Origin of the sequence: Allopseudospirillum japonicum (genome assembly GCF_900108915.1) — a bacterium.
GTDB classification, from domain to species: domain Bacteria; phylum Pseudomonadota; class Gammaproteobacteria; order Pseudomonadales; family Halomonadaceae; genus Pseudospirillum; species Pseudospirillum japonicum.
In genome coordinates this window covers 1-14,402 of sequence record NZ_FNYH01000020.1, presented here as the reverse complement: position 1 = coordinate 14,402, position 14,402 = coordinate 1, and the positions used below count along the sequence as shown (strand labels likewise).

The window sequence follows — 14,402 nt, the reverse complement described above, 5'->3', positions numbered from 1 at the left end:
GCTAATAGGGTTGAGATCAGCACACCGGTCGAGGCGGTATCTTCATCGGTGGCGGTAAAGGCGTAAGGGCCACCGGATAGGGTGGGCGCATCATTCACCGCATTGATGGTAATAGTGGCGCTTTCGCTTTCGCTTGCGATGGAGAAGGCAGAGGTACCACCGTTGGTACTGGCATCCACTTGATGACCCGCCGTACCCGAGGTTTGATCCCAGCCGCGATAGGTCACCGCGGCGCTGCCGCTGTAATCCGCATCCGGCACAAAACGTAGTTTATCGTCTGACGCTAACAGCAGGGCGCTGTTATCGGCCACCGTGCCCACATCCGACCAGTTGGTGCCATCGGTCGAGTACTGCCAGGTGCCGTTACTCTCGTCCACCGCTGTTACCGCGATGCCTTCCGACGCGCCAGTATCCACATCGGTTAATGCGGCCCCCAAAACATCAGACACCAAGGTGCCGGTATTGGTGGCAGGGTCTTCATCAATGGCGGTTAATGTGGGTGAACCGGAATTGTCCAGCACTGGGGCGTCGTTAACCGCGGTAATATCCAGATTGACCACCGGATCGCTGGCTAAACTGCCACCGTTACCATCACTGGTGGTAATCGTAATGGTGGCGGCATCATCGCCGCTGGCATTTGCAGCACCTGTGTATTGAATATTAGAGGCGGTATCCAGATAGGTATTAATATCTGCAGCCGAACCGACCAAGGTAATCACGGTATCGCTGACTTTGGTTTCAACAACACCCGCGCCATCTACAGGCGTCGCAAAAGTACCGGCAGAAGCGGTCAGGGTCACGGTCAGCGTATCGTTATCGTCGTCCGCAAAGGTCACACCGGATAGATCAATATTGCCCTGAGTATCTTCATTTAAGGTGGTGATATCTGAGGGAGTGCCCGTGACGGTGGGGGCATCATTTTGCGCGTTTACCGTGATATTGAATGTCTGCCCAGTAACAGCAGAAACACTGTCTTCCAAACCATCCTGAACACTAAAGCCAAAGCTATCGCTGGTGCTTTCCGAGCCATCATGCAGGTATTTAACTCGGTTATTGTTGATGTCGTCTTGGGTGAATGTGCCATTAATAGCCAACGCAGATTCGGCGTTGTTGATCGTACCGCTACCGTCGGCATCGATCCAGATCGAGCCACTGGAAGTGCCCGATGTGATGGTGTACGTCAGCCCAGTACCGGAATCGCCGCTATCTGGGTCTGTGGTCTTAAGTAGCGTATTTGCAATGGTACCGGCAGCACCTTCATTAACAGTAAGACCTGCATTGGTGGCTACAGTTGGTGCTTCGTTAATATCATTAACGGTAATGGTAATATCTTGGGTGATAGTATTGTTGGATGATTCACCATCATCGGCTTGGATGGTTAGGGTATAGCTGGTGGCGGTTTCGTAGTCTAGGGTGGAGGCACCTGTCGCATTTAAGCGGATCTCACCATCATCACTGTCAATATCAAATAAAGTTTGTCCCGTACCCCCGGTAATGGAGTAGGTTACAGAATCATTGCCGCCACTATCGCCATCGTTAGCGTTGACATCCAGTAATACAGAGGTGGTATCGGTAGAAGTTTCATCTACAGAGAAGCTAGTACCAGAATTGAAAACTGGTTTATTGTTGGCAGGAGTATCCGAGGTCCAAGTGTTATTCGGATCATTATTCTTACAGTCTGTTTCATTTGTCAAATGAGGAAGACCGCCACCTAAAAAGCTTACACAGCCCAAACAGTGATCAATATCCTGCATGCCTTGAACAGTAAAAGGCAGCACTGATTCAATCTCACCTTCACTAAATTCCAGATCCCAATCACCACCTAAGGAAAGAGGGCCTGTTCTATCGTCAGAAGCAGCAATATCGACCCCAAGATCAGATGACAATTGTTCAACAAACTCTTGCCCTTTCTCGCCAGACGCAACACTACAACCATAGAGCAAAAGGTCTGCACCTGGAGCAAAGCTCTCTGCAATACTAGCCACTACATCGGGTTGCTGTTCCAAACTGTCTTGATTAACACTATCGCCACTCAGGTATAGCTGCCCTTGGCTACCATGGGAGACCAGATGAACCGCATCAAGATTACTATAATCAGATAAAGCGTTAGCCAGGCTTTCCAGGCCGTTGGCATTTTCCTGCAGTAAAATAACGGGGATATCGGGACTTAAGCCGGCAATTAAAGTCTCATAATCTGAAACCCCCGGATCAATAACAATGACTTCTTTAATTTCCTGACCGTTGGTCATCATGGTTCACTCCTGTAATTCTTTATTTACCATTCCTTAGCCAGGAATATTCATAAGTTCGCGATGTAATTCAGAATCCCTAAACCCAGGGGTATAAGGACGGGATATACTTTGAAGAAAGGCAATATCATATAACTCAGTTATAGGGCCTTCCATTGTGATCCAGTGAGCCAGAACCCCTGTCTCTGTATTAAACACCTGCACACCGGTACGTTGAGGTGTTTTCCTTTCTTTTAAACGGGTTGCCAGGTTAATGCCTGGAAGATCTAACACCTTAGGCCTTAAACGAGACAACCCCACAACAGCCATATTGCCGACAAAACATAGGCCTCGGGCAAAGCCCGTACAATGGGATACCACCACTAGGCGTTTGGTCTTAAAATCGACATAACCCAGTTCCCCTTCCCCAGAGTTCAAGACCCAAAGCTTACCTTGGTGCCAACGGGGTGAGTGGGGCATAGACAGGCCTTCACAAACAATCTCTTCCGTTGCCAGATCCACTACAAAACCGGTACCTGTTTGCTTATCTTTCCAGCCAAGAGGGGTATCATTTTTTCCACAGATAGTGGCATAGCGCAATTCCCCATCCCGGCTGCAAATACCGTTAAGGTGGCAGCGATCTTCTGCAACCAATTCAGAAATAAAGCTGGGTTTCCAGACAGGGACAAAGCTGTAGTGATCGTCGGGTGCCGCAATACAGCTAAATTGGGTATTAGCGTATAAAAAGTCATAATGTTTGCCACGGAAGGAAACGTCGGCAATAGCATCGTGAGCATTACTATTACCGATCATATAACCACTACGGGGCATATATACTGCCTGATAGTGCATACCGGACAAACGGCCTGAACCGATATTGCTAAAACGCCAAATTTGATCACGTGCGGCAACCCAGAGCTTGTCTCGATCAACAGTGACTCCCATTGCCGTACCAACAACTCGATCAATAAAATACGGCTTGCTATCTTCACTCATACCCAGAAAGATAATATGACCGGATTGGTAGGTTGACAGTACAAAAGAGCCACCCGTATCCTTTAACCACTGATCAAACTCTGGTGATAAATGGAACTGAGGTTGACCTGCTTCTTTAACGCTTTCATCCGTGCGTTCACCTTCCTCATTAAAGCCTGACTTTTTCAGGCCTGATGGCGTCCATTCGTTCAGCGGTTTATTTGTTGTCAAAGGCGTGTCCTCATCCATTATTCAACTGTCCGTTTTTTATCAGCGTCATCGGTTATGCCAGCCAAAATGTGTTGCACAGAGGCATCAATGCTGAACTTTGCTGTATCCAGCCTAAGTTCAGGTTTTAGCGGTGGCTCATAGGGGGATTTCACCCCGGTCATCTGGGGTACATCACCAGTTGCGGTTTTGGCATATAGCTGCTTCGGGTCGCGCTGTTGGCACACCTCAAGCGGTGTGCTCAGGTGAACCTCTATAAAACGCCCTTCCGGTAACAGCTCTCTTATCATCGCCTGCTGGCGATTCAGTGGCGTAATAAAAGAAGCCAATACCCAGTAGCCCTCATCCAGAAACAGGCGGGCGATATGAGCCGCACGGCGCAGGTTTTCGTCGCGGTCGGTCAGGCTAAAACCCAGATCTGCATTGATGCCCTTGCGTAACTGGTCGCCATCCAGGTGATAGATTTTGTCTATCCCTTGGGCGGCCAGTTGCTCTTTAAGGGCAACGGCTAATGTGGTTTTACCGCTGCCACTGAGACCAGTAAACCAGATAATTTGTGGGGTTTTAATTGTGAGAGTCGTCATTGCCCCTGCTTCCTTGGTAGTGCCTTAGTGCCCGCAAGCGCGTGTCCAGTGAGAATTGCTTTTTCTGTAACCACTTATTCTAGCGGCTTTGTCGCTTAGGTAAACGGACATAGGTAACAAAAATAGCGCTAGAATCTGACAAATTCCGACAATTTACTGCTATTTTCTAGTATTTTTTTTAAAAAGTCTTGATCGAACACTCACTTGAGCCATCTGCCAGCACTTGATTGATCGCTAAAAACTGCTGTACCTGATAATCCCGAAAACGCTGATCCAGGTGGCGTTTTTCTGCCTGATAGCGCTGGCAGGTTTCAAAGGCGAGGTGTGGGTTAGCAAGGCGGAAAGCGCCTCGAGCCAAGTACCAAGGTAAAAGTTTGGCGATTTAACAGCAGCGTTTGAGTGATGGTGGTGAAAATAAAGGGGAAGGTGATTTAAAATCCCCGCTCTCAAAAGCGGGGATGGTGGAACTTAAAAAAGACTTAGAAAAGAACCCGCGTACGAATGGTTCCTTTCACTTGTTTCATCGCTTCGAGTGCTTGCTGGCTGTATTCTTTATCCACATCAACTACCACATAACCCACTTTTTCGTTGGTTTGCAGGTATTGGCCGGAGATATTAATGCCGTTTTCAGAAAGCACACGGTTGATCTCAGATAACACACCAGGGATATTCTGGTGAATATGTAAGAGGCGGTGTTTTTCTGGATGCGAAGGTAAAGCCACTTCTGGAAAGTTGACCGAGAAGGTGGAGGTACCATTATCACTGTAACGAATCAGTTTTTCTGAGACTTCCTTACCGATATTCTCTTGGGCTTCCATAGTGGAACCACCAATATGCGGTGTGAGGATGACGTTATCTAGGCCACGCAAAGGGCTGATAAACTCGTCATCGTTTCCGCGCGGCTCAACGGGGAAAACATCAATCGCAGCACCGGCAAGATGACCACTTTCCAAGGCTTCTGCTAAGTCCTCGATCACCACCACAGTACCACGGGAGGCATTAATTAAATGTGCCCCCTGCTTCATTTGGCTAATTTGTGCTTTAGCCATCATCCATTTAGTGGAGTGGGTTTCTGGTACATGCAAAGAGACCACGTCAGAAATCGCTAGAAGTTCTTCTAAGGAATCAAGCTGGCGTGCATTACCTAACGGCAGTTTGGAAATCACATCATAATAAAGGACTTCCATGCCTAAAGATTCCGCCAATACGGAAAGTTGCGAACCTATATTACCATAACCGATAATACCCAGCTTTTTACCGCGCACCTCATAACTGCCATTGGCGGATTTGATCCAGCCGCCTTGGTGACACACTTGGCTTTTATGTGGAATACCACGCATCAGCATAATGGCTTCCGCAAGGACGAGCTCAGCCACGGAGCGGGTATTGGAGTAAGGTGCGTTAAAGACCGGAATACCACGCGCAAGGGCCGCTTGTAGATCAACTTGGTTGGTACCGATACAAAAACAACCTACAGCCACTAATTTAGACGCGGCTGCAAAGACGGCTTCAGTCAGATGAGTGCGCGAGCGAATACCAATAAAATGTGCATCTTTAACTGCTTCTAGTAGTGCCTCTTCCGATAAGGATTTGGCATGGTATTCAATATTAGTGTAGCCGTTGGCTTTGAAATGCTCGACTGCAGAAGGGTGTACCCCTTCAAGGAGTAAGATTTTGATCTTGCTTTTATCAAGAGAGGTTTTAGCCATTGCACGAGAATCCTCTAAGTTTCGGCCGTGTGCGCCGACGCGGGATCATAACAAGAACCCTAGGGTATTGGAGAAATACCCCAAGTGCCATCTGCAATCTTCAACCTTAAACCTAAAACCTGTGAGTTTCAGGTGATTACAGGGAAGCTATGTTATCATAATCCGAGAATTTTGTGCGCTGCCGCAGGCAAGCACGAACAGGATTTTTACTCATCTTAAGTGTGCGCTTGATTCATCTTGTGTCGAGCGGCTTGAGCTGATTTGAGCGAATTGTTAACCCCTGTTGATTGATACGAGAAAACCCATGACACAGCAAGAAATGCTCCAAGCCTTACAAGACCTCATCGGGGCCGATAAAGTCCGTACAGATACTGACGCTTTGATCACCTTTGGCCGTGATTGGACTAAAATTCATGAACCCAAGCCTAGTGCTATTGTATTTCCACGCAGTACGCAAGAAGTACAAGCCTTGGTCAAATTTGCTAATCAACACCAGCTGGCTTTAGTGCCTTCCGGTGGGCGCACTGGATTATCTGCGGGTGCAGTGGCGACCCAAGGGGAAATCGTGGTGGCCTTTGATTATATGAATAAATTGCTGGAGTTTAACCCTGTCGATCGCAGTGTCACTGTAGAGGCGGGGATGATTACCGAACAGCTCCAGCAAATTGCCGAAGAGAAAGGGTTATTTTATCCAGTGGATTTTGCTTCTGCAGGATCGAGCCAAATCGGCGGCAATATTTCCACCAATGCCGGTGGAATTAAAGTGATTCGCTACGGGATGACGCGCGATTGGGTCACAGGTTTGCGTGTGGTCACAGGGCAAGGCGATATTTTAGAGCTGAATAATCGTGGCTTACTCAAAAATAATACGGGCTATGATTTGCGCCACTTATTTATTGGTGCAGAAGGCACCTTGGGCTTGATTACTGAAGCTACGATTCAACTAGCGCGCGCACCCAAAGATTTACAAGTGCTTGTTCTGGGGGTGGTCGGCATGGCAGAAGTGATGCAGGTGCTGCATACCTTCCAAACCAGTCTGGATTTAACCGCCTTTGAATTTTTCTCCCACAATGCCTTGGAAAAAGTCGTTGAGCACCAAGGCCTGAATGCGCCTTTTGATACGCAAGCACCTTATTATGCCTTGATTGAGTTTGAAACCACGCAGGAAGAACAACTAGAAGAGGCGATGCGTCTATTTGAAGCTTGTGTGGAGCAAGGCTGGGTAGTCGATGGTGCGATGAGCCAAAGTGAACAACAAGCACAAAATTTATGGCGCTTACGTGAGGATATTTCCGAAACCATCAGCCAATACACGCCGTATAAAAATGATATTTCGGTGCGAGTTTCGAAAGTGCCGCAATTTCTTGCAGAAGTGGATCAGGTCGTCAGCGAGCATTACCCAGACTTTGAGATTGTTTGGTTTGGTCATATTGGTGATGGTAATTTGCATTTGAATATCCTCAAGCCAGAAAATTTAGCCAAAGAAGAATTTTTTAGCCGCTGTCACCAAGTCAGCCAATGGGTCTTTGCGATTGTTAGCCGCTATCAAGGCAGTGTTTCTGCGGAACATGGGGTGGGGCTGATTAAAAAAGATTATTTACATCACACCCGTACCCCAGAAGAAATCGCTTATATGAAGGCAATTAAACGCGCCTTTGATCCGCACAATGTGCTTAACCCTGGCAAAATCTTTGATCTTTAATTCCCGAGCAGGAGACAAGCATGGCCGCGGGGTTTAATCCAATTGAAACACGCGCATTGTCTGGACTAGCAGGGCTGTATGCGCTGCGTATGCTAGGACTTTTTATGGTGTTGCCTGTGCTTAGTATTTACGCACAGGATTTACAAGGGGCAACCCCCTTGTTAATCGGCTTAGCCTTGGGAGGATATGGGCTAACGCAAGCCTTGCTACAAATTCCCTTTGGTTTACTCTCAGACCGTATCGGCCGCAAAACCGTGATTTATTTAGGGCTTGCTCTGTTTATTTTGGGGAGTGTGGTTGCAGCAGTATCGGATTCTATGTGGGGTGTGGTTCTGGGACGTTGCTTACAAGGCAGTGGTGCCATTGCCAGTAGTATTATGGCCTTGTTAGCGGATTTAACCCGTGAAGAGGTACGTACCCGAGCGATGGCCACCGTCGGTTTGAGCATTGGCATGGCTTTTATGCTGTCTTTAGTGCTAGGGCCTTTGCTGGCGGCGCCTTTTGGTTTAGCAGGCTTGTTTTGGTTTACTGCCTTAGTGGCCTGTATTGGTATTTTAGTGGTTTGGCGCTGGATTCCCACACCCCAACGTTATGCACGCCATTTGGATGTCGGTGTGCAAACAGCGTCTTTGGGACAAGTGATCCGTCAGCCTGAACTCCTACGTTTGGATGGCGGCATTTTTATTTTGCACTTGGTGCTGACCGCTTGTTTTGTCGTTTTGCCACTGCGTTTGCATGAGCTTGGATTAGACGTTTTGCATCATTGGTGGGTCTATTTGCCAGTGATGGGCGGTAGTTTTATTGCCATGATTCCTTTTGTGATTCTGGCAGAGAAAAAACGCCAAATGCGTCCTGTCTTTTTAAGCGCCATTGGCGTACAAGCCTGTGCTGCGTTTGCATTAGCCTTGATTGGGGAAACTTGGCTAGGCTTAATTGCAGGCTTGTTTGTATTTTTTATGGCCTTTAATTTACTAGAAGCCACTTTACCCTCATTAATTAGTAAGCTGGCGCCAACAGGTAGCAAGGGCACGGCGATGGGGGTGTATTCTTCAAGCCAGTTTTTTGGGGCCTTTTTGGGCGGCGTGCTTGGTGGAACCTTGTATGCGTGGGCGGGGATCAACGCCGTTTTTGCTGGAGCAGGTCTTTTATTGGCGCTTTGGTGGAGTTTCGCACTGAGTATGGCACCACCAAGGCACTTAAGCAGCCAAGTGATCGCTTTAGATGGACATCAAGTAGCGCATCCACAAGAAGTGAGTGAGCAACTCTTAGCTATTACAGGGATTGAGGAAGTGGTGATTTTGGCTGAAGAAGGTACGGCTTATTTAAAGGTGGATCGCCATCTTTTAAGTGAAGAAATACAGCGCCAACTACAACAAGGGCGTTGGACAGGCCAAGCTTCAGCGTGTTAACTGATAAATAAAACCTTTTTGCATCATGGAGAAATCGATTTATGGCACGCGGCGTTAATAAAGTGATTTTGGTGGGTAATGTGGGCCAAGACCCAGAGGTGAAATATTTACCCAATGGTAACCCAGTGGCTAACTTATCCTTAGCGACCTCGGATCAATGGACAGATAAACAAAGCGGTCAGCGCCAAGAGCGCACCGAATGGCACCGTTTAGTGATTTTTAGTCGCTTAGCGGAAGTGGTGCAGCAATATGTGACCAAAGGCTCCAAGCTGTACATTGAGGGCAAGCTGCAAACGCGTAAATGGCAAGACCAACAAGGCGTAGATCGTTACACCACAGAAATTGTGGTCAATGAATTACAAATGCTGGATGGCCGTAACACGAGCAACCAAGGCGCCCCAGCAGATCCTTACGGCAACCAGTATCCTCAAGGTGGCTACCCACAGCAGCAAGCCCCTCAGCAAGCCATGCCACAAACGCCACCGAATGCTTATGGCGGTTACCCGCAACAAACAGCAGCCCCTCAGCAGGCAGCCCCTCAGCAATATGGGCAAGCGGCACCACAACACCAACAAGCACCGCAACAGTCAGCGCCGCAACAAAACTATGCACCGCCCCAAGGGCATCCTTATCCGCCGCAACAAGCGCCGGCCAATGCATCAGCAACGAATCCGAGTCAGCCTAAGCCAAGCTTTGATGACTTTGATGATGATATTCCGTTTTAGCCCTGACAAAGATGAGCTTGTCATTTTTTAAGCCGGATTGGGTTTAAAAAGATATATAAATTAATAAGATAGCTTGATATTGAGCCCTCTTTTATCTGTAAAGATACTAGGGGGCTTTTTTATGCGGATTGATATTTTACTGGATTGCATCAAGTGTTTTTTTGTATACCTTATCCGCATTTAAAAGCGACTAAGCTAGATCAGGCTAAGAAGCCATAAGCACACAATCAAATTGTACCTAGCTGATGCTGGGCTTTGTAGGGAATCACCATGGCCATTAAGAAAACCGAACTGTACTCCTCCCTTTGGGCCAGCTGCGACGAGCTGCGCGGCGGTATGGATGCCAGTCAGTACAAAGACTATGTGCTGACCCTGCTATTTATGAAGTATGTGTCTGATAAATACAAAGGCGACCCCTACGGCATAATTGTAGTGCCGCAAGGTACGAGTTTTGACGATCTGGTTGCCCTGAAAGGCGACAAAGAGATCGGCGATAAGATCAACAAAATTATTAGTGCCTTAGCCGAAGAAAATGACCTCAAAGGCGTGATCGATGTGGCCGACTTTAACGATGAGGACAAGCTCGGCAAAGGCAAAGAGATGATCGACCGCTTGTCTAAGCTGATTGGTATTTTTGAAGGGCTGAATCTTTCGGCTAACCGCGCTGATGGCGATGATTTGCTGGGTGACGCCTACGAATACCTAATGCGCCACTTTGCCACCGAATCCGGTAAATCCAAAGGCCAGTTTTATACGCCATCGGAAGTATCACGTATTCTCTCTAAAGTAATCGGTATTGATAGCCATACCTCGCAAGATGCCACCGTGTATGATCCGACCTGTGGCTCTGGCTCGCTCTTGTTAAAAGCCAGTGATGAAGCGCCGCGTGGTTTGAGTATTTTTGGTCAGGAGATGGACAACGCCACCAGTGCCTTGGCGCGTATGAACATGATCCTGCATAACAACGCCACCGCTAAAATCTGGAAAGGCAATACCCTTGCTGATCCCCAGTGGAAAGATGCTAACGGCCAACTTAAGACTTTTGATTTTGCGATGGCTAACCCGCCGTTCTCCAATAAAAACTGGACCAGCGGCATCAACCCGAACGAGGATGAATTTGGCCGTTTCAGTTGGGGTATTCCACCGGAGAAAAACGGCGACTACACCTTTTTACTGCACATTATTAAAAGCCTAAAAAGCACGGGCAAAGGCGCGGTGATTCTGCCTCACGGCGTTTTGTTCCGTGGCAATGCCGAGGCACGTATTCGTGAAAACCTGATCAAGCAAGGTTATATCAAAGGCATTATTGGCCTGCCTGCTAACCTGTTCTACGGCACGGGTATTCCTGCCTGTATTATCGTGATCGACAAAGAACACGCCCAAGCTCGCAGCGGTATTTTTATGGTCGATGCCAGCAAAGGCTTTATCAAAGACGGCAATAAAAACCGCCTGCGCAGCCAGGATATTCACAAAATCGTCGATGTCTTTACCAAGCAGCTAGAACTGCCGCGCTACTCGCGCATGGTGCCGCTCAGTGAAGTGGCCGGTAACGACTACAACCTGAATATTCCGCGTTATATCGACTCCAGCGAACCGGAAGACTTACACGATCTCAGCGCCCATCTACAAGGTGGTATTCCCAATGCTGATATAGACGCACTCGAAAAATATTGGCAGGTATTCCCGAGTATTCGAGCCAATTTGTTTAAACCCGCCCGTGAAGGTTATAGCGACGCCTTGGTGAAAGCCACCGAGGTGAAAAGCACCATCCTGAACCATGACGAGTTCAAAACCTTCGCCGCACAAAGCTTAATGCCGTTTACCGAGTGGGCGCAGCGCGCAAACCTGCACGCCATAGCGCAAGGTGAGTTGCCTAAACAGATTATTCACCGTATTAGCGAAGATCTGTTGCAAAGCTATGCGGAAACGCCTTTATTGAGTAAGTACGATATTTACCAGATCCTGATGGACTACTGGGCCGAGTCCATGCAAGACGATGTATACGTGCTAGTGCAAGATGGTTGGCAAGCCGGCAAAGTGTTGCGCGAGTTAGTCGTTAAAAAAGGTGAGAAGCTTAAAGAAACGCCTGATCTGGTGATCGCCAAAACCAAATACAAAGCGGAATTGATTCCACCGGCGTTAATGGTCGCGCGCTTTTTTGCCGCTGAACAAGTCCAAGTGGATCACCTGCAATCGCTACTTGATAACGCCAGCCAAGCGCTTGAAAGTTTTATTGAGGAAAACAGCGGCGACGACGGCTTACTAAACGATGCGCTGAACGATAAAGACAAAGTCACCAAAGCCACAGTCACGGCGCGTCTGAAACTGGCCACCGACCCGGACGAAAAAAACGCGCTAAAACACGCCAAAAAGCTGTTTGATGCCGAGGCCGACGCTAAAAAAGCCCTCAAAGAAGCACAAGACGCGCTGGATTTAGCGGTATTTCAGCAATACCCCAAACTCAGTATCGATGAGATTAAATCCCTGATTGTAGACGACAAATGGTTGGCAACACTTGAAAGTAATATCAACGCTGAAATCGAGCGCGTGACCCAGCAACTGGCTAATCGGGTGAAAGAGCTGGAAGAGCGCTATAGCGAGCCGCTGCCTGCCATTACTCAATCGGTAGAAAACCTGAGCGATAAAGTGACAGATCACCTAAAAGCCATGGGCATGCAGCGGATCAATGGAGAGTTGAAAATGGAGAGTGAAAAATGAAAAACCGTTCTCAATTATTAATTATCAATTCTCCATTGAATATCGTGGGCTTGGAGTGGACGCTATGACAAATTTTTCGGGAAAAAATTTGCACGCCGGAACCGGCAGCCCGCAGGGCGGAGGCATGGACAGCCGACGTAATGATCAGGTTGCAGAAGTGAGTCCGAAGTACCTAGCGGAAGCTGTTTCGAACGCTGTGCCTTTGGGATATAAGCAAACGGAAGTTGGGGTGATACCGGAGGATTGGGAAGTTCAAGACTTCGGGTCCCTATTCCAATCCACAGTGTCGAAAAAAGCTATAAAGCCAGGAACTTTAGTCTCTTTTGTAGGAATGCAAGATGTAACAGAGCAAGCTCAACTTGCTGATCAACATCTTATACCTATAGAGAATGTAAGAAGTGGGTTTACTTATTTCGAGCGCGGCGACGTTCTGATCGCGAAGATAACCCCATGTTTTGAAAATGGGAAAGGTTGCCATACGGAACTACTTCATTCTGATATTGGCTTTGGAAGTACGGAATTTCATGTTCTCCGCGCAAATGATATATCCGACTCTAGGTTTATCTATTATTGGAGCAACAGGGAGGTATTTAGAAAATCGCTAGAGCCTGAAATGGTTGGAAGTGCTGGCCATCGAAGAGTGCCACTCTCGGCAATATCAAATTATCAAATTCCAGTGCCGCCAAAGGCAGAACAAACCGCCATCGCCAATGCTCTGTCCGATGTCGATGCGCTGATCAGCGAGCTGGAAAAACTGATCGCCAAAAAACAGGCCATCAAAACCGCCACCATGCAACAGTTGTTAACCGGAAAAATCCGGTTAACAAGTGGAGAATTGAAAGTTGAAAATGGAGAACGAAAACCTCGTTATCAACTATCAACTGTTAATTCTCAATTTGTGAAACACAGTGAGTTGGGAGAAATACCGGAGGATTGGGAGGTTGTATGCTTCGATCAACTCAAAGATAAGAAGGATAATTGGGCTATTACTGGAGGTCCGTTTGGTTCCAACTTGAAAGCGTCAGACTACACTGAAAATGGGGTGCGAGTTATTCAACTCCAAAATATTGGCGATGGTGTATTTAAAAATGATGACTTCGTTTACACCAGCTATAAAAAAGCAAATGAGCTTATATCATGCAACATTTATCCAGATGAAATAATTCTATCTAAGATGGGTGACCCAGTTGCGAGGGCATGTTTAATCCCTCACTTCCATAACCGCTATGTTATGTGTTCAGATGGGATTCGTCTTAAAGTTGATAGTCAAAGGTACTCTGAAAAGTTTGTATTCTATTTTTTGAATTATCCGCTATTTAGGAATCAGGCTTTAGATGCCAGTACAGGCTCAACCCGCAAGCGAATCGGGCTTACCGAGCTTCGAGATCTATTACTATGTGCGCCTCCCAAAGAAGAACAAACCGCCATCGCCACCATCCTCTCCGATATGGACGCAGAGATTCGGGCACTGGAACAACGCCTTGGCAAAACCCGCCAAATCAAACAAGGTATGATGCAAGAGTTATTAACCGGACGGACGCGCTTGCGCGTCAATGGATAATTGAGATTGGAAAATTGAAATTGACATCCTCCCCTCCCTAAAGGAAGGGGATTCCCAATTCATCGAGAACAGGACACAGGTGCTTGACCTATGCCACTTACATTCTCTCCAAGGGCTAACACCGCCAGCCCGGCGGCTTTAATGTTGGTCGCGGCGTTAATGTCGCGGTCATGGTCTGCGCCACATTCCGGGCAGTGCCAGTTCCTGACCGACAACGGCAGCGACGATAAGGTATGTCCGCAACCCGAACAGCGTTTGGAGCTAGGGAACCACTGGTCAATAGCGACCAGTGAGCGCCCAGCCCATTCCGCCTTGTACGCCAACTGGCGCACGAACTCGCCCCAGCCAGCGTCAGCAATGGCCTTGCTCAGTTTCGGGTTGCGGATCATGTTTTTCACTTTCAGGGATTCGACGCAGATCACTTGGTTCTCGTTAATCAATCTGCGGGACAGCTTGTGCAAGTTGTCTTGCCGGCAATCGGAGATTTTGGCGTGAAGCTTCGCCACCTTCTGTCGGGCCTTGGCGCGGTTGGCCGAGCCGAGCTTTTTCTTGCTCAGCCGGCG

General features: G+C 47.9%; 11 protein-coding genes. 5 read left to right on the top strand and 6 right to left on the bottom strand.

Annotated features, from left to right (window positions below; translation table 11 throughout):
• The 5 genes from BMX05_RS12125 to serA all read right to left on the bottom strand — a co-directional run.
• A partial coding sequence (locus tag BMX05_RS12125) for a DUF4347 domain-containing protein (RefSeq protein WP_143051975.1) occupies positions 1 to 2,252 on the bottom strand: 2,252 nt, incomplete at its 3' end.
• A 33-nt stretch (positions 2,253 to 2,285) separates the two neighbouring features.
• The gene (locus tag BMX05_RS12120; protein ID WP_093312537.1) at positions 2,286 to 3,452 is read right to left on the bottom strand and encodes a TIGR03032 family protein; all 1,167 of its coding nucleotides are present in this window, start codon (positions 3,450 to 3,452) and stop codon (positions 2,286 to 2,288) included.
• On the bottom strand, positions 3,452 to 4,015 hold the full coding sequence (gene cysC / locus BMX05_RS12115; RefSeq protein WP_093312534.1) for an adenylyl-sulfate kinase: 564 nt from the start codon (positions 4,013 to 4,015) through the stop codon (positions 3,452 to 3,454). The genes BMX05_RS12120 and cysC overlap by 1 nt, the downstream gene beginning before the upstream one ends.
• A 178-nt stretch (positions 4,016 to 4,193) precedes the next feature.
• Complete coding sequence (locus BMX05_RS12110; RefSeq protein WP_093312531.1) at positions 4,194 to 4,373, bottom strand: hypothetical protein; 180 nt, start codon at positions 4,371 to 4,373, stop codon at positions 4,194 to 4,196.
• Positions 4,374 to 4,494: 121 nt separating this feature from the next.
• Entirely contained in the window at positions 4,495 to 5,724 is a 1,230-nt protein-coding gene (gene serA / locus BMX05_RS12105; RefSeq protein ID WP_093312527.1) for a phosphoglycerate dehydrogenase, read from the bottom strand.
• Between the two features lie 304 nt (positions 5,725 to 6,028).
• On the opposite strand from serA, the gene BMX05_RS12100 reads away from it, so the two are divergent.
• The 5 genes from BMX05_RS12100 to BMX05_RS12080 all read left to right on the top strand — a co-directional run bounded on the left by BMX05_RS12100 (position 6,029) and on the right by BMX05_RS12080 (position 13,839).
• A complete protein-coding gene (locus BMX05_RS12100; protein WP_093312523.1) occupies positions 6,029 to 7,426 on the top strand; it encodes an FAD-binding oxidoreductase in 1,398 nt (465 codons plus the stop codon).
• A 20-nt stretch (positions 7,427 to 7,446) separates the two neighbouring features.
• Positions 7,447 to 8,835: an MFS transporter gene (locus BMX05_RS12095; RefSeq protein ID WP_093312519.1), complete on the top strand. Its 1,389-nt coding sequence runs from the start codon at positions 7,447 to 7,449 to the stop codon at positions 8,833 to 8,835.
• 41 nt (positions 8,836 to 8,876) lie between these two features.
• Positions 8,877 to 9,560 (top strand): single-stranded DNA-binding protein, encoded by a 684-nt coding sequence (locus BMX05_RS12090; protein WP_093312516.1) that lies wholly within the window; start codon positions 8,877 to 8,879, stop codon positions 9,558 to 9,560.
• A gap of 270 nt (positions 9,561 to 9,830) precedes the next feature.
• Positions 9,831 to 12,278, top strand: coding sequence for a type I restriction-modification system subunit M (locus tag BMX05_RS12085; RefSeq protein ID WP_093312513.1), 2,448 nt, complete (start codon positions 9,831 to 9,833; stop codon positions 12,276 to 12,278).
• Complete coding sequence (locus BMX05_RS12080; protein ID WP_218139053.1) at positions 12,268 to 13,839, top strand: restriction endonuclease subunit S; 1,572 nt, start codon at positions 12,268 to 12,270, stop codon at positions 13,837 to 13,839. Before BMX05_RS12085 ends, BMX05_RS12080 begins: the two co-directional genes overlap by 11 nt.
• Positions 13,840 to 13,898: 59 nt before the next feature.
• On the opposite strand, the gene BMX05_RS12075 is transcribed toward BMX05_RS12080, so the two are convergent.
• On the bottom strand, positions 13,899 to 14,402 hold a 504-nt coding region (locus tag BMX05_RS12075), incomplete at its 5' end, for an RNA-guided endonuclease TnpB family protein (RefSeq protein ID WP_143051974.1).

Excerpts from the sequence above, each read along its gene's own strand:
- BMX05_RS12120 (WP_093312537.1), bottom strand. The coding sequence starts at position 3,452 with ATGGATGAGGACACGCCTTTGACAACAAATAAACCGCTGAACGAATGG.
- cysC (WP_093312534.1), bottom strand. The coding sequence starts at position 4,015 with ATGACGACTCTCACAATTAAAACCCCACAAATTATCTGGTTTACTGGT.
- serA (WP_093312527.1), bottom strand. The coding sequence starts at position 5,724 with ATGGCTAAAACCTCTCTTGATAAAAGCAAGATCAAAATCTTACTCCTT.
- BMX05_RS12100 (WP_093312523.1), top strand. The coding sequence starts at position 6,029 with ATGACACAGCAAGAAATGCTCCAAGCCTTACAAGACCTCATCGGGGCC.
- BMX05_RS12095 (WP_093312519.1), top strand. The coding sequence starts at position 7,447 with ATGGCCGCGGGGTTTAATCCAATTGAAACACGCGCATTGTCTGGACTA.
- BMX05_RS12090 (WP_093312516.1), top strand. The coding sequence starts at position 8,877 with ATGGCACGCGGCGTTAATAAAGTGATTTTGGTGGGTAATGTGGGCCAA.
- BMX05_RS12085 (WP_093312513.1), top strand. The coding sequence starts at position 9,831 with ATGGCCATTAAGAAAACCGAACTGTACTCCTCCCTTTGGGCCAGCTGC.